Below are 19,704 nucleotides of genomic sequence, written 5' to 3'. Positions count from 1 at the left end.
CTCACACCCACGTCCGGGGGCGCACCTCGTTGGCCTTGTCCACCAGTGCCACGCGTTCCTCCGTACCGCCGACGTGCCGTGCGAGCGAGCGGTAGGTCCGCTCCAGCGCGAAGCGCAGCGGCCGTTCCTGCAGCGCGCTGTCGAGCACCTTGCCGTCGGGACGGGTCGACCCGGCGGCGCCCTTCCGCACCCATTCCAGGGCCGCGCCCAGGAGTTCGGCCGCGAGCCGGTCGTACGCCTCGCCCTCGACCGGCAGTCTCTCCAGGTGCGCCGAGGCCTCCAGCAGGTCCTCTTCGAGCGCGTCCGCCGGGTCGCGGTCGCACACGCGGGTGCGCAGCGCGGCGATCTGTGCGGCTACGTAGTTGCTGGAGGTGTCCGGCACCGACTCCAGGGTCGCGACGGCCCCGGCCCGGTCGCCGCCGGCGAGCCGGCAGCGGGCGAGGCCGAACGCGGCGCTGACGTACGAGCGGTCGGTGCGCCACACGCCGTCGTACTCGCGCGCCGCCTCGGCCGGGCGGCCGGTGAGCTCGAGCGCGACGCCGAGCGCGAGGCGGGGCGCGCGCTCGCCCGGCAGCTGCGAGCGGACGGCGTCGAACGCGGCGAGCGCGCTGTCGGCGCGGCCTTCCGCGAGCGCCGCCAGGCCCCGGTACCAGGCCAGCCGCCAGTCGTCGGGGTCGACGTCGTCGAGGAACGCCTCGGCGCGCACGATCTGGCCGCGCTCGATGCACACGTACGCCAGCCGCAGCGTCGCCTCGACCGAGTCGACGCCCGCCGACCCGAGTGCCGCGACGAGTTCGTCGGGGTCGTTGGTCGGCAGCGTGGCGAGCAGCCCGGCCGCCGGGTCCTCGGGGTCGACGCGCGGCACGGGGAGGCCGGCCGCGGCGGCCGCGGGCGACGGCGCGTCGGCGGCGTCCCACGGGGCGACGTCCGGGTGCGCGACGCGCGTCTCGGGTCCGAACAGGCCGGACAGCGCCGGCTTCGGCTCGCCGGTGCGCGCCGCGACGACCTCGCGCAGCACGCCCAGGCACTGCTCGACCATGTCGGACGCCGACCCGAACCGCTGCTCCGCGTCGTCGTGCGTGGCGCGCAGCAGCAGCCGGTGGTACGACTCGAGCTCCTGGAACAGCGCCACCGAACTCGCCGGCGGCAGGCTGTGCTTCCACTCCCGGGTGAAGTTCGCGAACGGGAAGCTCAGCACCGCCATCGTGCGCCCGACCGTGTACAGGTCGGACTCCGGTGTGGGGCCGTCGCGTTCGATCTCGGGCGCCTGGTAGCCGATGGTGCCGTAGATGGCGCCCTCTTCGTCGTCGACGTGCCGGACCGCGCCCATGTCGATGAGCTTGAGCTGGTCGTCGGTCTGGATGACGTTGTCGGGCTTGAAGTCGCAGTAGACCAGGCCGCGGCTGTGCAGGTGGCCGAACGCGGGCAGGATCTCGATCGCGTAGGCCAGCACCTGCTCGACCGGCAGCACGGCGCGCGGGTCGCCCTCGTCGGTGCGGCGCTTGGTGACCAGGTCCTTCAGCGACATGCCGCCGACGTACTCCATGACGATGTACGTCTCGGCGTCGCCGGTGTAGCGGTCCTGGTGGCTGACGACGTTGTGGATCGTCACGATGTTGGCGTGCTGCGTGTGCGCGAGTATCCGCTGCTCGGCGACCGCCGCCGCCCGCGCGTCGGCGTCGCCGCTGCCCAACAGGCCCTTGAGCACGACCCACTTGTCGTGCAGCACGGTGTCGACCGCCAGGTACACCCAGCCGAAGCCGCCGCGCGCGAGGCAGCCGACGACGCGGTACTGGCCGACCATGTCGCCCGGCTCCAGCTTGGGCGCGAACGAGTACGGCGTGCGGTCGTACGGGCAGAAGCCGTTGGCGATACCGGGCTTGCCGTCGCGGCCGCGCCCCACGGGGCGGCCGCAGGTACGGCACTCGCGCTTCTCCTCCGGCAGCACCGGGTTCTTCATCAGTATCGTCGCCGGGTCGCGCACCGGGACCGGCGGGATCGCCACGATGCCCGCGCCCAGGCGGCGGCCTGTGCTGCCCACGCCGGTGCGGCGCGAGGTGCGCCCGGACGTGCGCCCGGTGCCGGTGCGCCCGGACGACGTGACGCCCGAGCGGGTGCCGGTCGCGCCGTGCGTCGCCGAAACCCCGCCGCCACCGGGCGGGTTGGTCGCGAACGGGATCCCGGGATCGGGCTTGGCGGGTGAACCGCCCGCCGCCGGGGCCTTCAGCGGCGCCTTGCCGCACGTGAGGCAGAAGCCGTCCTCCAGCGTTCCGCCGCAGTCGGGCCGGTTACAGGTCGTCATGATCGGTGCCTTCCCCCCTCGGCCGCACGGCCCCGTCTTCGTGGTGTATGCCCGGGTGAACGGCGCCAACCGCCCGATGGTGCCCCGGTCTCGGCGTGGTCACCGCCGCCTGGTAGTCGCCGACGAGCCGCGCCGCGTCGTCCAGGTCACACGGTGCCCGCCACAAGACGTCGTACGCGCGATGGTGCAGCGCCTCCAACGCCTCGTCCTCGCTGCGGCCGCGCCCGCCCGCCATGGCACGGTACGCCTGGAGCAGTCCGCGCAACTCGTCGCGCCGCGCCAGCAACGCGTCGAGCTCGCCGCGCACCGCGCGGACCCGTTCCGCCGCGGCCGCCGTGTCCCGCTCCAACGCGCTCAGCTGCGCGGACAGCTGCGGCCACGCGTCACGCTTCCGCAGCTCGGCGACCTGCGCGTTACGGGCGGTCAACGGCGCGGCCAACGACGGGATCTCCGGTACGGCCCGCGCGATGCGGCCGGCCACGTGCGCGCGTCGGCGGCGCCCGTCGGCCTCGTCGGCGGCGAGCACCTCCAGGAGGCCGGTGACGCGGCGGGCGCGCTCCTCGTAGCGTTCCTGCAGCAGCCGCAGTTGGCGCAGACCGTCCTGAACGCCTTTCAGATCGCGTTCCAGCACGTCCAGATCGACGGTGCCGATCCGCGCACTGGTCGTGGCCGCCGCGAAGTGCAGTGGGTCGGAGGCCACTTGGCCGCGCGCGTCGGCGAGCCGGGTGCGTGTCTCCGCGACGACGCGCGCCTCGACCGCGAGCGCCTGCGCGCCGCCCAGCCGGTCGACGAGCGCGGCGGTCTCGGTGGCGGCCGCCTCGACGCGGTCCAGGCGCGGCAGCAGCACCGACCACACGTCGTCCACGGCTGAGACCATTTCGGCCGCGCGCCGCCACACCGTGTTCATCTCGGCGACCAGCACGTCCAGCGAGACACGGCGCGCGGACGCGACCGGGTCGAGCAGGCCGCGCTGCGCCAGCGGCACGTCCGCTCCGGGCATCGCCACCGAGGTTCCGGTCAACAGTGCCGCGATGTCGTCCAGTTCGGTGCGCGAGGGCCGGGCGCGGCGGTTGCGCAGCGCGCGCGCCTCGTCCAGGACCGCGCCGTAGGCCGCGTACAGCTCCCACAGGCGCGTGATGTCGGCGCGGCACGCCTCCCAGCGCTCCTTGGTGCGGCCCGCGAGCGCGGCACCGTCCAGCAGCCGGCGGCCGGGGTGGTCGTCCAGGGCCATCAACCCGGCGGAGATGGCGTCGCGTTCGCCTTCGAGCCGGGCGAGCTCGCGGTCCGCGTCGTCGCGGGTCCAGGCGGTTCCGGGGGCGGTCATTTCTCTGGCTGCCAGTCGAGGTTCGGCGGATCGGGGTGGGCGGTGCCGAGCGAGTCGGCGATGTGCTTGTCGTAAAGCTGCTTCCACGTCTCGTCGGCGAAGGCCTTGACCAAGACGGCGTTGACGAACCGGACGAACTCCGGATGGGTCGCGCGGATCGCCATCGCGTACGGCTCTTCGCCGATCGTGGGACCGACCACCTCGGTGAACAGCGGGTCCTGGCGGTTGAGTCCGGCGAGGATCGTCGCGTCGGTGGTGACGCCCTCGACCTGGCCCTTCTGCAGTCTGACCAGGCAGTCCGCCCACGTCTCGCCGATGACCGGGACGACCCCGGGCGCGATCGCGGGGTCGTTCAGCCGGTCCAGGGACGTCGAGCCGCGCACGCTGCACACCCGCAGGCCCGCCATGCCGGCCAGGCCCCGCTCGGGGAACGGCACGGTGTTCTTCTGGACGAGCACCCGCTGTCCGGTGTTGAAGTAGACGGCGGAGAACTCCGCCGGTGGATTCCCTTTGGGGATCGTGTTCTTCGTCCGGCGGTCGCAGTTCACCGTCATCGTCATCGCGACGATGTCCACTCGGTCTTCGTCGACCGCGTCCACCCGGTCGTCGTTCTGCAGCACCGTGAACGTGATCCGGCTCGGATTGGTGTCGGCGTCCGGGAAGATCGCCTTGGCGACGAGCCGCAGGAGGTCGTCGTCGAAGCCGTGCATCTGGCCGTCGGCGGGGTCGAGGTACCCGAACGGGAAGGTGCTCTGGTCGACGCCGACTCTCAGGGTCCCGTTCTTCGCGATCCGGGCCATGAAACTGTCCGCCGCCCAGGTGCCCGGGGCCGGTACCGACGCGGGCGGCCTGAGGCTGGCCTTCGCGTCGTGACACTCCGCGGGCGTACCGGACGCCTGCGGAAGCGCCTGCGGCGGCGGCACGCCCGGCCCCGCAACGCCCGCGGTGCCCCGGCCCGTCCCGCAGCCGACCACGCCGACCAGCAGCACCCCGGCCGCGGCGGCGGCCGCGCACGCCCGCGCCCCGCGCTTCACCGGTACTCCTTGAGCCTGCGCCGCACGCCGTCGACCACACCGGCCGCGGCCACCAGGGCGAGCACGACGACTCCGACACCGAGCCCGGACAGCGCGTCGCGGCCGCCGTGCACGGCCCGTTCGAAGTCGCCCTGGTCCTTGGCGGTGGCGTCGGCGAGCGCCTGCTCGGCCTGCTTGAAGGCGAGCAGCGACGGGCCGTCGTCCTTCACGACCTGGTCGACCGCGCTCGTGTACGAGGTCTTGTCGTAGTCCTCCATCACCTTGCTGTGCGCCGCCCGCCACTGCTCGACCGCGGCGACCGCGGCGGCGACCTTCGGGCCGGTCACGCTGTCGGCGGACGACCGCGCCGCAGCGACGGACAGCAGGCCGTCGGGGGTCTTCGCGGTGAGGGCGTTGAGCTGGCCCTCGAACTGCTTGTCGTACGCGCCGTTGTCGGCGCCGTGCTGGATGAGGATCTGGCTCTCGTCGGCGCGCGCCTGGAGCACCGAGAACCGCGCCGCGGACATCGCCGCGACCGGCTGCCAGCCGTCGTCGCGGCTGCGCGCGAGGTCGTCCCTCGCGGACGACAGCCCGTAGACCAGCCACACGGTCGACGCCAGCACCGCCACCGACGCGACCAGCAGCGCGGGGTTCAGCACGCGCTTGGTACGCCGGGTCAGCAGCACCTGCGCGACGACCAGCGCGCCCAACGCGAACAGGCCCACGGCCACCGAGATCTGCGGCACGGCGGTGGCCTTGCTGTGGTCGGCACGTAGCCGCTGTTCGGCAAGCTTGTGCAACTGGTCGGCCGCGGGCAGGATCTGCTCCTCCATCTGCCGGGACGCCGTGCGCAGATAGGCCGCGCCCAGCGGATGCCCCTGGCGCCGCTCGGCCTTCGCGTGCGCCACGTCGTCGCGGTACAGCGGCACCTGCACCGCCAGCTCCCGCAGCAGGCCGGCGACCGGGCCGGTCTCCCCCGCCGCGGCGGCGTCGACCAGCGTGCTCTCGGCCGACTTCATCGACGCCTCGTAGCGGTCCCGCAGTTCGGGCTTCTCGACGCCGCTGCTCAGCAGCGACGCGGCCGCCGTCGCGTCGGCGTCCGCCAGCGCCCGGTAGATCTCCTGTGTGCGCACGACCAGCGGCTCCGACCGGGTCGCGATCCGTTTCGCCGCGTCCTCCCGCTCGCGCACCGCCGCGAACGCGAACGCCCCAGCCAGTAACGCCAGCACGACCAGCGCGGCCCCGGTGGCGGCCAACCGCCCCGGTGTGGTCCGCACCGCGCGGACCACCTGCCGCACCACCCGCCGCGCCGGCGCGTCGGCCCGAGGCGCTACCGCCACCAGTGCCCCCACGCACCCTCCCCCGGGAAACGTCGTACCCCCTCCCCCGAAGTTATCGCGCACCGCGGACGGATCCCCGATGGTCTTCCCTCAAAGCTGAACAAGCAGGTCAGTCGCGCCCTGGGGGAGGGGCCCCGCGGCGGGCGCCTGACACCTCTGTCATCCGGCCGCCGCACGCCACCGGGCTCCGCAACCGGAACGCAATCCCACCGCCACGGCGGCCAGGCCCTCGGCGAGGCCGTGATCTGCGGCCAACCAGCCTGAAACGCTCGGGAAACACCGCTTCCCTACCCTCCGGGCATGGCGGACATCTTCGATACGTATCGGCCGGCCCAGGCGTGGGACGAGATGTTCTCGGCGCCCGGTGTCCCGCGGGCGCCGTACTCGGCGGTGTTCGCGGCCCTGCAGCGGCTCGGCGCGACCGATCTGCGGCATCGCGCCGACCAGGTGGCGCGGCTGTTCACCGACCGGGGTGTGACGTTCGCCTTCGCCGGCGGCGAGCAGCCGTTCCCCCTGGACCAGATCCCGCGCGTGCTCGCCGCGCGGGAGTGGGACGAGATCACCCGCGGCGTCGCGCAGCGGATCCGCGCGCTCGAAGCGTTCCTGGCGGACGTGTACGGGCGCGGCCGGGTGCTGGACGACGGCGTCGTACCGCGCGCGCTGGTGCTGACGTCACCGCACTTCCACCGGGCGGCCGCCGGCATCGAACCGCCCGGCGGGGTACGCGTGCACGTCGGCGGCATCGACCTGGTCCGGGACGAAGAGGGCCGGTTCCGGGTACTGGAGGACAACGTCCGGATCCCGTCCGGCGTCAGCTATGTCATCGAGAACCGTCGGGCCGGGACCCGGCTGTTCCCGGGGATCTTCGCCGAGCAGCGCGTCCGCGCCGTCGACGCCTACCCCGAAAGGCTGTTGGCGGCGCTGCGCGCGACCGCGCCCGAGGGCGTCACCGACCCGACCGCCGTGGTGCTGACACCGGGGCGTTACAACGCCGCCTACTTCGAACACACGCTGCTGGCCCGGCTCATGGGCATCCCACTGGTCGAGGGCCGCGACCTGGAGTGCCGCGGCAACCGCGTCTACATGCGCACCACCCGCGGCCGCCGGCCGGTGCACGTGATCTACCGGCGCGTCGACGACGACTTCCTCGACCCCCTGCACTTCCGCGGCGACTCGCTGCTGGGCACACCGGGCCTGCTCAACGCGGCGCGCGCCGGGAACGTCACCCTGGCGAACGCGGTCGGCAACGGGGTCGCGGACGACAAGCTGCTCTATACGTACGTCCCGGAGCTGATCCGGTACTACCTGGCCGAAGAGCCGGTGCTGCACAACGTCGAGACGTACCGGCTCGACGGGCCGGAGCGCGTGGCATGGGTACTGGAGCACGCCAACGAGCTCGTCCTCAAGCCGGTCGACGGGTCGGGCGGCAAGGGCATCGTGATCGGGCCGCACGCCGACGACGCGACCCTCGCGACGCTGCGCGCCGCGGTCGCCGCCGACCCGCGCGGCTGGATCGCGCAGCGTCCGGTCGCGCTCTCGACCGCGCCGACGCTGATCGGCGACCGTCTGGAACCGCGGCACCTCGACCTGCGGCCGTTCGCGGTGAACGACGGCACCGACATCTGGCTGCTGCCCGGCGGACTGACCCGCGTCGCGCTGCCCGAGGGGCAGCTCGTGGTGAACTCCAGCCAGGGCGGCGGCTCGAAGGACACCTGGGTGCTGTCGGACGAGGACGGCCCGGCGGTGCCGGCGCCGCGTCCGACGGCGCTGGTGCCGGCCGCCCGCGCCGTGCGCGACCACCAGCCGTCGCCGTTCGGCGCCGACGCCGGGGCCGACGCGGCCCAGCAGTAGCCGGGCCGGCCGCGCCGACCACCCGGCGCGGCCGGCGTCCGATTCGTCGGAAAGCGAGAAGAGGGGGATCGCCGATGCCGCCGAGAGCCGCACTGGAGGCCGTGCCGAGCCGAACCGCGCCGCCGGGGACGGGCGTCGAGGAGGTGTCCAGCGTGCTGAGCCGGGTCGCCGAGGCGCTGTTCTGGATGGGCCGCTACGTCGAACGCGCGGACGACACGGCGCGCTTGCTCGACGCGTTCCTGCACCGCATGGTGGAGGACCCCTGGACGGACGAGGTCGCCGCGTGCCGGTCGCTGCTCGGTGTGCTGGGACTGGAGCCGTACGCGTCGGACGCGCCGACCGTCGACGCGACCGTGCGCCGCGTGGCACTGGACGCGGACTCGCCCAGTTCGATCGCGGGGGCGCTGCTGCTGGCCCGGGAGAACGCCCGCGGCGTGCGCGAGGTGGTGTCGAGCGAGCTGTGGGAGTGCCTCAACGCGACCCGGCACGACCTGCTGGGGAGCGACGCGAGCCCGGAACTCCTGGGCCCGGGGGACTTCCTGGCCCGGGTACGCGAGCGTGCGGCGCTGTTCTGCGGACTGGCCGACGCCACACTGTCCCGCGACGAGGGCTGGCGCTTCCTGGTGCTCGGCCGGTCGTTGGAGCGCGCGGACATGACGGCGCGACTGCTGTCGGTGCTGGTCTCCGGTACGGGACCGCTGCCGGACCGCACGACGCTGCTGCGGGCCGCCGGCGCCGAGGAGTCCTTCCTGCGCACCTACGGCGGCGCGGCCGGCACCGAGCGCGCCGTCGAGTTCCTGGTCCTCGACCGGCTGTTCCCGCGCTCGGTGCTGCACGCGCTGAGCACCGCCGAGGAGTGCCTGGTCGCGCTCGCTCCGGTCGCGGCGGAGCGCACCGGGGTCGCCGACCGGGCCCGCCGCCCGATCGGCCGGCTCCGCACCCGGCTGGAGTACGCGGACGTCTCCACCGTCGGCCACGAACTCCCGGTGCTGCTGGCCGACCTGGGTGCGGCGTGCTCGCAGGCGACCGACGCGCTCGCGCGCCGCTACTTCACCGACGCGCCCCTGGCGCCCTGGGAGGGACGATGACGACCGCGACCGGCTGGCGGCTCGGGATCCGTCACGTGACCGAGGTCGCCTACAGCAGCCCGGCACGGGCGTCGTTCAACGAGGTGCGCATGGCGCCGCTGACGCTGCTCACGCAGACCGCGCTGGAGTCGCGCCTCGAGGTGGACCGCGCGGCGCACACGTACACGTACCACGACTACTGGGGCACACAGGTGGTGGCGGTGGACGTCGCCGAACCGCACACGCTCCTGCGCTTCACCGCCCGCGCGACGGTGGAGACGTCCGCCGCGCCGCCGCTGTGCGACGCGCCCGACTGGGACGCGGCGCGGGGCCCGGGCGCCGGGCCGCAGGTCGAGTACACGGCGCCCACCCCCCTGACCGAGATCAGTGCCGACGCGGGCGCGCACGCGGTGCGGGTCGCCGAAGGCCTGCCGCCGCACGAGGCCGCGGCCGCGGTCGCGGCGTGGGTGCACCGGCACGTCGCGTACGTGCCGGGCGCGACCGGCGTCGGCACCGACGCGCAACAGGCGTTCGACCAGCGCGCGGGGGTGTGCCAGGACATCGCCCAGCTCACCGTCGCCATGCTGCGCACGCTCGGCCTGCCCGCGCGCTACGTCTCCGGCTACTTCCACCCCTCCCCCGAGGCCGCGCCGGGCGACACGGTGGTCGGTCAGAGCCACGCCTGGGTGGAGTACTGGGCGGGCGACTGGACGGCGCTCGACCCGACGAACCTGACCGAGGTCGGTGTACGGCACGTCGTGGTCGGGCGCGGCCGCGACTACGCCGACGTGCCGCCGTTCAAGGGCGTCTACCAGGGCGCGCCCGGAGAACCCCCGAAGGTCACGGTCGAGCTGACGCGCCTGGCCTGACAGCGCGCCGAGAGCTGACAGCGGCGTATCAGCGCCCTGTCAGCGGGGGCCCTCGGGCGGTGTCAGCGGCGTGTGCGGGGCGTATCAGGCGGTCCCGGCACTGTGGTTGTCGTACCCAGACGAGCACAGTGACGGAGACCACGATGACCTACGCGATTCAGGCCGAAGGCCTGGTCAAGCGTTACGGCAAGACCACCGCCCTGGCCGGGATCGACCTGGTCGCACGGCAGGGCACGGTGTTGGCGCTGCTCGGCCCCAACGGGGCCGGCAAGACCACCACCACCCGCATGCTGGCGACGCTGATCCGGCCGGACGCCGGGCACGCGACCGTCGGCGGCTACGACATCGTCCGCGAGGCCCCCGAGGTGCGCCGCCAGATCGGCCTCACCGGGCAGTACGCCTCGGTCGACGAGGAGATGTCGGGGTTCGAGAACCTCGTGCTGCTCGGCCGGCTGCTCGACCTGTCCCGCGCCGACGCCAAGGCCCGGGCCCGCGAGCTGCTGGAGCGCTTCCAGCTGACGGACGCCGGCGGCCGCGCCCCCGGCACCTACTCCGGCGGCATGCGCCGCCGGCTCGACCTGGCCGCCAGCCTGGTCGGCCGGCCGTCCTTCCTCTACCTGGACGAGCCGACCACCGGCCTCGACCCGCGCAGCCGCGGCGACGTGTGGGACCTGGTGCGCAGCCTCGTCACGGACGAGGGCGTCACCGTGCTGCTGACCACGCAGTACCTCGACGAGGCCGACCAGCTCGCGAACGACATCGCGGTGATCGACCACGGCCGGGTCATCGCCAACGGCGACGCCGCCGAGCTCAAGGCGCAGGTCGGCAGCCAGAGCCTGGAGATCCGCCCGGCCCACGCCGACCGCACCGCCGACACCGTGGCCATCGTCAGCGAGCTCACCGGCCTGGCGCCCGACCTGGCGACGAACGGCCTGATCACCGTCCCGGTGCACGACCCGGACCTGCTGCCCGTCGTCGTCCGCCGGCTCGACGAGGCGGGGATCCGCGCCAGCGAGCTCGCGTTGCGCATGCCGAGCCTGGACGAGGTGTTCCTGGAGCTCACCGGACACCGCACGCAGGACGACGCGCAGAAGGAGGCGGACGCCGCATGACCGCGGCCCGGGGCGCGCCGCGCGGCATGGCCGAGTTCGCCCTCCCGCACCGCCCCCGGCGGGCCCTCCGCACCTGGTACGCCCGCCGCTTCCCCACCCCGATGCCCGTGCTCGACCGCCTGGCCCTGTGCGCCGCGGTCGTGGCCCTCGTCCTCATCAGGAGCTTCGTGTGACCACCGCCACCCAGACCCCGTCCACCCCGACCACCGTCAAGCCCGCCCCGACCGGTACCGGCGCGCCCCGCGACGAACACGTGCGCAGGCGCGACCCGTTCGCCCTGGTCCGTCACTCGCTGACACTGACCTGGCGCAACCTCATCAAGCTCAAGCACCAGCCCGAGCAGCTGATCGACCTGACGCTCCAGCCGGTCATCTTCATCGTGATGTTCGTGTACCTGTTCGGCGGCGCCATCGCCGGCAGCACGCACGACTACCTGCAGTTCGTGCTCCCCGGAATCCTCGTCCAGACCGTCGTGTTCGCGTCGCTCGGCACCGGCGTCGGGCTGTGCGAGGACGTCGCCAAGGGCGTCTTCGACCGGTTCCGCTCGCTGCCGATCTCCCGGTACGCGCCGCTGGTCGGCGCCGTCCTCGGCGACCTGTGCCGCTATTTCGTCGCCATCGTTGTGGTGTTCGTCTTCGGCACGGCGATCGGCTTCCGCGTGCAGACCGACGCGCTCGCCGTGCTCGCCACCACGGGCCTGGTGCTGCTCTTCGCGTTCGGCATGTGCTGGATCTTCGCGCTGCTCGGCATGACCATGAAGAACCCGCGCAGCGTGCAGGGCATCGCGATGCTGATCGGCTTCCCGCTGACCTTCGGCGCGAACATCTTCGCCCAGACCGCCACGATGCCGGGCTGGCTGCAGTCCTGGGTGAAGGTCAACCCGGTCAGCCACCTGACCGACGCGTGCCGCGGACTGCTCGTCGGCGGCCCGGTCGCCACGCACGTCGGCTGGGTGCTGCTGTGGGCGGCGGTCTTCACCGCGATCTTCGCGCCGCTGACGGTGCGCGCGTACAACCGCAAGTCGTAGTACGTGCACGGCCCTTCGCGGTACGCGTTTTCCGGCCGCCGCCGCCCGGCGTTCAGCCCGCGGCGCGGCCGACGCCGTCGGTGCCCTTGCGGACCAGCTCGAACGCGTCGTTCTGGGGCGTCGTGCGGCCCCGCTCGAAGCGGGCCTCGAACCGCTCCTCGGGCATCCGCGCGCGCACGTTCTCCGTGGTCCGCACCGCGTCGGGGCTGCCCAGGTCCGCGTGGCCGCGCAGGGCCACCGCGGCACCGAGCATGAGGGCCGCGTAGTCGTCGTCGCCCTCGACGTACGCCCACCACGCCAGCGTCTCGGCGGCCGCCGCGACGATCGGCATGTCGCGGCCGTCGGTCGCCACGTCGCATGCGGTGTCGACGGCGATCCGGGACTTGCCGTGCTCGCCGCGCTCCTCGGCGAGGTAGGCGATGCTCATGTGCATGCGTGCGATCAGCTGGGGCGGGATCGCCCAGGTGTTCGGCACCTCCCGCTCGGCCAGGTCCAGGTAGTACGCGGCCTCGTCGTTGTCGCCCAGCAGCCGCGCCAGGTCGCCCCGGCCGAGGTAGCCGAGCATGACGCCGCCGGCGGTCTCGGCGCGCCCCGCGATCGCCATCGCCTCGTCCAGGTCGGCGAGCGCCCCCTCGGCGTCGCCCTGCAGGACGCGCAGCATGCCGCGGCGCATCAGGATCATCGGCACGTCCTCGTCCGCGCCCAGCTCGCGCACCAGTTGGAGGCACTCCTCCATGGCGGCCATGGCCTCCTCGGCGCGGCCGGTGTACGCGTACACCTCCGACAGCCCGGCCACCGCCGAGCTGCGGCCCCAGCGGTCGCCGATCTGCACGAACCGGCTCCGCGCCCGGCGCAGCCGCAGCAGGCCCTCCTCGGTCATGCCGCCGTTCACGGCGAGGTGCCCGCCGATCAGGTCGATGAACGCCAGCACCCACGGATCGTCCTCGCCGCTCGCGAGGACCTTCATGTACTGGAACGTGCCGGCCGAGTAGTCCCGGGCGGCCGCGCTCAGCGGCGGGATGAGCCGCAGCACCGGCGGGATCGGGACGTCCGGCGGGATGTGCCGCAGCCCCCACCGGGCCTTCATCAGCCAGCGCAGCGCCTGCGGGTCGAAACCGGTGACCGCCCTGGTCATGCCGTAGAACCACTGGGCGCTGATGAGCGGGATGGCCGGGACCTCGCCGGGCACCTCCAGCGCCTCCGCCATCCACGCGGCCGCCTCGCCGTGGTAGCCGCGGATCGACCAGTACCAGCCCAGGCCCGCGACCAGCCGCACCGCGCGCTCCGCCTGCCCGGCGTCGATCGCGGCGCGGAGCGCGACGGCGATGTTGTCGTGCTCGTCGGAGATGACGCGCAGCGCCCTGAGCTGGTCGCGGGAGCGCAGTTCGGGGTCGGTGCGCTCGAGGATCGCCAGGCACCAGTCGGAGTGGCGCTTCATGACCCCCGCGTCCGCCCGGTTGACGGCGCGCTGCTCGGCGGCGAACGCGGCGATCGTCTCCAGCATGCGGTAGCGCGGCTCGCCGGTGCCGAACACCTCGACGAGCGACTTGTCCACCAGACCGGCCAGCAGGTCGAGGACGTCCTCCTCGAGGATCAGGTCGCCGTCCGGGATCACCGACTCCGCGGCGTCGATCGTGGCACCGCCGGCGAACACCGACAGGCGGCGCAGCACGGCGTGTTCGCGCTCGTCGAGCAGGTCCCAGCTCCACTCGACGACGGCGCGCAGCGTCTGGTGGCGCGGCATCGCGGTGCGGCTGCCGCCGGTGAGGAGCCGGAACCGGTCGTCGAGGCGGCGGGCGATCTGCTCGGGCGGCAGCGAGCGGGTGCGGGCGGCGGCCAGTTCGATGGCCAGCGGCATGCCGTCGAGCCGGCGGCAGATCTCCACCACGGCACCGACGTTCGACGCGTCGATCACCAGGTTCGGCCGCACCGCCTCGGCCCGGTCGGCGAACAGACGCACCGCCGGGTACTTGACGGCGTCGTCCGGGTCGGCGTGCGGGGGCGGCAGCTCCAACGGGCCCAGCGGGTACAGCGCTTCGCCGAGGATGCCGAGGGGTTCGCGGGTCGAGGTGAGCACGCGCAGCCCGGGCGTCCTCGCCAGCAGCTGGTCGGTGACGTCGGCGGCGGCCGCGACGAGGTGCTCGCAGTTGTCGAGGATGAGCAGCGCGGAACGGCGCTCCAGGACCTCGACGACGCGCTCGAGCGGGTCCCGGTCGGCGGCCGGGGAGGGTGTGTCGATGACGGTGCCCAGGATGCCGACCTCGCGGCGCCCGAGCGCCGACAGGATCGCCTGCGGGATGTCCAACGGGTCGTGCACGGGCGCGAGTTCGACGAACCAGACGCCGCCGGGGAAGGCGGGCAGGAGGCGGGTGCCGGTCTCGACGGTGATGCGCGTCTTGCCGGCGCCGCCCGGTCCGACGACGGAGACGAGCCGGGCCTGCCCGAGCATGCGGGTGAGGCGGTCGCGGTCGTCGTCCCGGCCGACGAAGCTGGTGAGGCGCGTGGTGAGGTTGGTCGGCGAGGCGGCCCCGTTGGCACCGGCGAACCCGCCGGACGCGGCGGTCTCGAGCAGCCCGCCGCCGGGAGCGCCCGCGCTTGCGACACGGCCTTGCGGCCCGGCCTGCGACTGCGAAGCACCGACTGAACCACCTCCCGGTGCGGGGTGGTTCGCGCCCTGCCCGGCGGCCCCGCCGCCGAGTGCGCCCGAGGCGCCCGCCGGGCCGGCGCCGGGGCCGGCCCCTGCCGCGCCGCTCGCCGCCAGCCTGCCCGCGGCACCACCTGAGCCCCCGCCCGGAGCCGTCGCCGCACCGCCCCGGCCCGCCGCCGGTATCGCCGCCGTCCGGCGGTCGCCTCGCAGCACGGCCATGTGCAGCTCGTCGAGCTCCGGCGACGGGTCGATGCCGAGTTCGTCCGCCAGGGTCGTGCGCACCGCCTGGTAGGCCGCCAGCGCGTCAGCCCGTCGGCCCACCGTGTCCAGGGCGACGATCAGTTGGCCGTGCAGCCGCTCGCGCAGCGGGTGTTCCGCCGTGAGCTGTTCGAGTTCCGGCACGGTCTCGGCCACGCGGCCCAGCCGCAGCCGGGCGTCCGCGCGGTCCTCCAGCGCGGTCAGGCGCAGTTCCTCGAGGCGCGCGGCGGGTCCGGCGGCGAAGCCGCGGTCGGTCGCGTCCGCGAGCGCCGTGCCGTGCCACAGGGCGAGCGCCCGGGTCAGCGCGGCCTCGGCCGCGGCGGGGTCGCCCGCGGCGAGGAGGCGGCGGCCTTCGGCGGCGGCGCGTTCGAAGGCGTGCGCGTCGACGGCGCCGCGGTCGACGGCGAGCCGGTAGCCGCCGGCCTCTGAGGTGATCACGCCGGGGCCGAGCATGCGGCGCAGGCGGGAGACGAGCGACTGGAGCGCGTTGGCGGCGCCGGCCGGTTCGTCCTCGTCCCACACCGCGCGGACCAGCAGGTCGGCGGGTACGGGGCGGTCGGTGTCCAACGCCAGGCGGACCAGCAGGACGCGCAGCCGCGCGCCCGTCACCGCGAGGGGCTCTCCTTCGTCGTCCCGCACCTGAAGCGGGCCCAGCACCGAGACATGCACACCCCCACTCTCCCAGGTGCGCCGGGTGTCCCGGGGGGAACGGGGAGCCCGGGGGCCCGCTTCAGGCCGGAACGACCAAAAGAACGATCATCAGGGGAATTCACCCGTCCGGGTAATTCACATCACGCTTTCGGGTGAATTCGACGGGACGTTAACGTCAGCGGGCCGGAGTCCCGGCACCCACGTCGGTGAGGAATTCACCCCACGCCGCGGGCGTGAGCGACAGGACCGGTCCGCGGACCGACTTCGAATCGCGGACGTGCACGAAGGCGGCGTCGGGGGCGGCCTCCACACAGTTGTTGGCGCCGCCGCTGTAGCTGCTGCGGTGCCAGGCCAACCTCGGCTGAGCTGCGGTGACGGAGTCCGCGTCGAGGTCGGTGAGGGGGGCGGGATCGTGCTGTGCGTTGCTCAAGACAATTCCTTTGCAGCGTGCTCGATCATGGACTGCGAGTCCCCGTACGAGAGCGCGGAGGCGCGGATGTCCTCGAACATCCGCTGATACACGCGGACGTGGTCGGGTTCCTCTAGATAGAGGCTACTCATGCGCGTGTCGACAACCACCACGTCCAGATCGGAAAGCGCGGGGAAATCGATGATGGCGAACGCCCCTTCGATGGCGGGGTGCGCGCCGCACGCGAACGGCAGCACCTGGATGCGGATGTTCGGCCGGGTCGCGGCCTCCGCGAGATGGTTCAGCTGGGCCCGCATGCTCTCGCGTCCACCGACCACCTGGCGCAGCACGGCTTCGCCGAGCACCAGGGTGAGTTGGAACGCGGGTTCGTCGTCGGCGCAGGTGCGTTCGAGGAGCGCCTGGCGTTCGCCGCGGACCCGGACGAGGGTGTCCACCTCGTCGGGGGTGAGGTCGTCACGTACCGACGAGATGACCGCCCGGGCGTAGTCGGGGGTCTGCAACAGCCCGGGCACGAGCGAGAGTTCGAAGCCGCGCATGCCGGACGCGTCGGCCTCGAGGCTGAGCAGTTCGGTGTACGACGGCGGCAGGAGTGAGGAGTAACTGCGCCACCAGCCACGCTTCTTGGCCTCGCGGGCCAGGGTGAGCAGGGCCTCGCGCTCGGCGTCGTCGGAGACGGCGTACAGGTCGAGCAGGATGCGCAGGTCGACGGGGCGCACGCCGCTGCGGCCGAGTTCGATGCGGCTGACCTTGGAGTCGGAGCACTCGAGGCGGACCGCGACGTCCTCGAGGCTGAGGCCGCGCGCCTCGCGCAGGCGGCGCAGTTCGGTGCCGAGCCGGCGTTGCCGGACGGTGGGGTTGGGGGCTAAGGCCACAGGGCACCTCCGCAGGCTGGGGTGGGGGGACAGTGTGCACCACGTTGAGCGGCTTCGTGAGCAGTACGCGAAATCCGCCGACAATCCAACAATGGGAGTTGCAGGCTAAGTGGTCGCACGGCACGCTGAATGTCCGATCTGACTTACCGTCGCTCCACGGTCGCACACAGTTCCCCACCCCCCGACCGCGCGACCCCGATCTCACGCACTCCATGCGTGCGTCCCCGGAGGATGGCCATGCCCGTGATGGCGGAAGACGTCCGTCACTACCGCGTTCAACTCTCGGCGTCGGACCGCGGCGTCCAGCGCGCCCGCCGCGAGGTCGAACGCCTGCTCCGGGACTGGGACCTCGGCGAACTCGCCGACATCGCAGTCCTGTTAGTCAGCGAGCTGCTCACCAACGTGCTCCTCCACGTCGGTCCCGGCTCGCGCCACTCCCTCAGCCTCGCCCACGACGCGGGCCGGCTCCGCGTCGAGGTCCAGGACCCGTCACCGCGCCTCCCGAGCGTGCGCCGCGGCTCCCTGGACGACGAGTTCGGCCGCGGCCTCGCGCTCGTCGAATGCCTCGCACACAGCTGGGGAGCGGACGCGTTGCCGACCGGCAAAGTGGTCTGGTTCACCCTGGCGAGCGAATGACGAATTAGCCCGATCGAGTGTTCTCAAACGAGCGACCCCACGGCCTTCCGAACTGCCGGGCCCGCCCGAGAAGCCGCGCCGACGCACCATCCCGGCCCACCCCGCGTCGTCAGGCGGCCCGGCGGCGACACTCCTCGGCGAACGCCATCACCCGCAGGTGATACGCGCGGGCCGCGTAGTGCAGGCTCAGGTTGTGGCCCACCCCCGGCTGCGTGTGCAGTTCGACGCGGGGGGCGTGGGTCAGCAGGCGGCCCGCCTCGTCCAGCACCGCCGGTCCGGCCAGGTTCGAGGACTCGAACTCGGCGACCGTCCAGTGCACCGGCACGCGGACCTTGGCGAGGATGCCCGGCAGCGTCAGCGGGCTGTCCCGGGCGTCGGCGAACTCGGCGATCGGGACCGGGGCGACCACCCGGCCCTCGCGGGTCAGCAGCGCCGGGTCGTACGAGCCGGGCGGGCCGAAGTACGTGGCGGCCCCGGTGCCGGGCCCGCGCATCGGGGGCACGACACCCTCGCCGTCGGTGGGCACGGCGGCCATGGCGCGGGCCTTGTCCTCGCTGTACCGCAGCGGCACGCCCCCGGCCGCGACGCCGAGCAGCCGCGCGTCGTCGCGGCCGCCCATGCGCAGCGCGAGCAGCGCGCCCATGGAGTGCGCGGCGAGGAAGACCCCCGCCCCGGCGTCGGACCCCAGGTGCGCGGGCAGCTCGTCCACCAGCCGGAACATCAGGTCGGCCTGGTGGTCGAGGTCCTGCCGGTCGCGCGGCAGTCCGGCCGAGGCGCCGTAGCCGGGGCGGTCGACGGCCAGCACGGTCCAGCCGAGCGAGGCGCCGAGGAGTAGGAGCGAGGTGTCGGGCGCGGCGTCGCGGTGCCAGTACGCGGCGTGCGAGCCGCCGCCGTGCAGCGCGAGCACGGTCCCGCGCGCGGCGCCGGCCGGGCGGGCCAGCAGTCCGGACAGGTGGACGCTGGCGACGTCGTACTGGACCGACTCGACCTGGTGCTGCATATCCGCGTCCGACCTCCGCGCTGCGCGTGCTCCCCTCGATGAGACCACACCGGTCATTGACGGTGTCATGACCCCCTTCACATAATGAACTCTCATTAGTAACCCGTGAGGCACGTTGGGGGCAGCACCCATGAAGCACGAAGACGTCGTCAGCACCGGCCGCCGGATCATCGACCACATCGCCCAGCGCACCCTCGACCTGGGCGAGGCCCCGATGCGCGTCGATGCCTCCGTGTTCACCGACCCCGAGCGGCTCGCCAAGGAACGCGAGGTGCTCTTCCGCCGCACGCCACAGGTGGTCGGCTGGGCGGGCGAGGTCGCCGAGCCCGGCGACTTCCTCGCACGCGACGTCGACGGCGTGCCGGTCCTGGTGACCCGCGACGAGGACGGCGTCCTGCACGCGTTCCTGAACGCCTGCACGCACCGCGGCATGCCGGTCGCCCCCGAGGACTCCGACCGCGAGGGCACCACGGGCACCGGCTGCTCGAACGCGCGCCGGTTCGTCTGCGGCTACCACGGCTGGCAGTTCGACCCGGCCGGTTCGCTGGTCGGGCTGCCGTCCCGCCCGCAGTTCCCGGGCGTCGACCCGGCCGAGTTCGGGCTGAAGAAGCTCCCGGTCGCGATATCCGCGGGCCTGATCGTGGTCGGGCTGCGGCCCGACGTCCAGGTCGAGGGCGCGCTCGCGGACGTCGAGGACGCCTTCGCCGGCTTCCCGTACGACCGCACCCGCGCGGTGGTCAGCGAGAAGTTCACGCTGAAGGCCAACTGGAAGCTGACCGTCGACATCAACCTGGAGGGGTACCACATCCCCTTCCTGCACCGCGCCACGATCCACGGCGTCGTGCTGAACCACGGCATCGTCGACACGTTCGGCCCGCACACCCGCTTCGCGGTGCCGATCCTCGGCTTCGAGAAGCTCGCCGAGTTCCCCGAGGAGCACTGGCCGGCCCGGCTGCCCATGGTCAACGTCCAGACCGTGCTGCCGTCGACCGTGCTCATCGAGAGCCCCATGAGCACCACGATGCTCCGCGTCTACCCGGGCGCGGTGCCGGGCGAGTCGGTCATCCACATGACCGAGGGCACCTGGGAGCCGTTGGACGAGCAGACCGTCGCGGCCACCCGCAACAACCACAACACCAACAAGGCCGTGCTGGTCAGCGAGGACTTCCCGGGCGCCGAGGCGTGCCAGCGGGGCTTCTCCGCCGGCCTCGACACGATGGTGGTCGGCATGGGCGAGTCCGCGGTCGCGCACTGGCACGAGACGTGGGACAAGGCGCTCGCCGCCTACTGACCCCCGGCGCCCTC

At 73.4% G+C, this 19,704-nt stretch carries 16 protein-coding genes; 8 read left to right on the top strand and 8 right to left on the bottom strand.

The window, feature by feature from the left end; genetic code table 11:
- Position 1 precedes the first annotated feature (1 nt).
- Genes QI554_RS03460 through QI554_RS03445 form a run of 4 tightly spaced genes read right to left on the bottom strand, consistent with a single transcriptional unit; the run spans position 2 to position 5,991 of the window.
- Positions 2-2,302: a serine/threonine-protein kinase gene (locus QI554_RS03460; RefSeq protein WP_281465640.1), complete on the bottom strand. Its 2,301-nt coding sequence runs from the start codon at positions 2,300-2,302 to the stop codon at positions 2-4.
- Positions 2,289-3,626 carry a hypothetical protein gene (locus tag QI554_RS03455; protein ID WP_281465638.1) on the bottom strand — a complete coding sequence of 446 codons (1,338 nt, stop codon included), beginning with the start codon at positions 3,624-3,626 and terminating at the stop codon, positions 2,289-2,291. The genes QI554_RS03460 and QI554_RS03455 overlap by 14 nt, the downstream gene beginning before the upstream one ends.
- Complete coding sequence (locus QI554_RS03450) at positions 3,623-4,660, bottom strand: transporter substrate-binding domain-containing protein (RefSeq protein WP_281465636.1); 1,038 nt, start codon at positions 4,658-4,660, stop codon at positions 3,623-3,625. Before QI554_RS03450 ends, QI554_RS03455 begins: the two co-directional genes overlap by 4 nt.
- A complete protein-coding gene (locus QI554_RS03445) occupies positions 4,657-5,991 on the bottom strand; it encodes a hypothetical protein (RefSeq protein WP_281465634.1) in 1,335 nt (444 codons plus the stop codon). The genes QI554_RS03450 and QI554_RS03445 overlap by 4 nt, the downstream gene beginning before the upstream one ends.
- 288 nt (positions 5,992-6,279) lie before the next feature.
- Here QI554_RS03445 and QI554_RS03440 point away from each other — a divergent pair, with 288 nt between their 5' ends.
- From QI554_RS03440 to QI554_RS03415, 6 genes are all read left to right on the top strand, one after another.
- The gene (locus QI554_RS03440) at positions 6,280-7,830 is read left to right on the top strand and encodes a circularly permuted type 2 ATP-grasp protein (protein WP_281465632.1); all 1,551 of its coding nucleotides are present in this window, start codon (positions 6,280-6,282) and stop codon (positions 7,828-7,830) included.
- Positions 7,831-7,904: 74 nt separating this feature from the next.
- A complete protein-coding gene (locus QI554_RS03435; protein WP_281465629.1) occupies positions 7,905-8,918 on the top strand; it encodes an alpha-E domain-containing protein in 1,014 nt (337 codons plus the stop codon).
- Positions 8,915-9,766: a transglutaminase family protein gene (locus QI554_RS03430; RefSeq protein ID WP_281465627.1), complete on the top strand. Its 852-nt coding sequence runs from the start codon at positions 8,915-8,917 to the stop codon at positions 9,764-9,766. The genes QI554_RS03435 and QI554_RS03430 overlap by 4 nt, the downstream gene beginning before the upstream one ends.
- A gap of 143 nt (positions 9,767-9,909) precedes the next feature.
- Positions 9,910-10,878: an ATP-binding cassette domain-containing protein gene (locus QI554_RS03425; protein WP_281465625.1), complete on the top strand. Its 969-nt coding sequence runs from the start codon at positions 9,910-9,912 to the stop codon at positions 10,876-10,878.
- Positions 10,875-11,051 carry a hypothetical protein gene (locus QI554_RS03420; RefSeq protein WP_281465623.1) on the top strand — a complete coding sequence of 59 codons (177 nt, stop codon included), beginning with the start codon at positions 10,875-10,877 and terminating at the stop codon, positions 11,049-11,051. Before QI554_RS03425 ends, QI554_RS03420 begins: the two co-directional genes overlap by 4 nt.
- Entirely contained in the window at positions 11,048-11,905 is an 858-nt protein-coding gene (locus QI554_RS03415; RefSeq protein ID WP_281465621.1) for an ABC transporter permease, read from the top strand. Before QI554_RS03420 ends, QI554_RS03415 begins: the two co-directional genes overlap by 4 nt.
- 52 nt (positions 11,906-11,957) lie before the next feature.
- Here the strand turns inward: QI554_RS03415 and QI554_RS03410 are convergent, their stop codons facing one another.
- From QI554_RS03410 to QI554_RS03400, 3 genes are all read right to left on the bottom strand, one after another.
- Positions 11,958-15,479, bottom strand: coding sequence for an AfsR/SARP family transcriptional regulator (locus QI554_RS03410; protein WP_281465619.1), 3,522 nt, complete (start codon positions 15,477-15,479; stop codon positions 11,958-11,960).
- Between the two features lie 157 nt (positions 15,480-15,636).
- Positions 15,637-15,891: a DUF397 domain-containing protein gene (locus QI554_RS03405; RefSeq protein WP_343230753.1), complete on the bottom strand. Its 255-nt coding sequence runs from the start codon at positions 15,889-15,891 to the stop codon at positions 15,637-15,639.
- On the bottom strand, positions 15,888-16,763 hold the full coding sequence (locus QI554_RS03400; RefSeq protein ID WP_281465617.1) for a helix-turn-helix domain-containing protein: 876 nt from the start codon (positions 16,761-16,763) through the stop codon (positions 15,888-15,890). The genes QI554_RS03405 and QI554_RS03400 overlap by 4 nt, the downstream gene beginning before the upstream one ends.
- A gap of 237 nt (positions 16,764-17,000) precedes the next feature.
- Here QI554_RS03400 and QI554_RS03395 point away from each other — a divergent pair, with 237 nt between their 5' ends.
- Positions 17,001-17,399: an ATP-binding protein gene (locus tag QI554_RS03395; RefSeq protein ID WP_281465615.1), complete on the top strand. Its 399-nt coding sequence runs from the start codon at positions 17,001-17,003 to the stop codon at positions 17,397-17,399.
- A gap of 109 nt (positions 17,400-17,508) precedes the next feature.
- Here QI554_RS03395 and QI554_RS03390 read toward each other — a convergent pair whose 3' ends face one another.
- A complete protein-coding gene (locus tag QI554_RS03390) occupies positions 17,509-18,399 on the bottom strand; it encodes an alpha/beta hydrolase (RefSeq protein WP_281465613.1) in 891 nt (296 codons plus the stop codon).
- 130 nt (positions 18,400-18,529) lie between these two features.
- Here QI554_RS03390 and QI554_RS03385 point away from each other — a divergent pair, with 130 nt between their 5' ends.
- On the top strand, positions 18,530-19,690 hold the full coding sequence (locus tag QI554_RS03385; protein WP_281465611.1) for an aromatic ring-hydroxylating oxygenase subunit alpha: 1,161 nt from the start codon (positions 18,530-18,532) through the stop codon (positions 19,688-19,690).
- The last annotated feature ends 14 nt before the right edge of the window (positions 19,691-19,704 follow it).

The organism is Yinghuangia seranimata (assembly GCF_029953285.1).
GTDB classification, from domain to species: domain Bacteria; phylum Actinomycetota; class Actinomycetes; order Streptomycetales; family Streptomycetaceae; genus Yinghuangia; species Yinghuangia seranimata.
The sequence above is the reverse complement of the archived record's forward strand: the minus strand, read 5'-3'. Positions and strand labels throughout refer to the sequence as shown.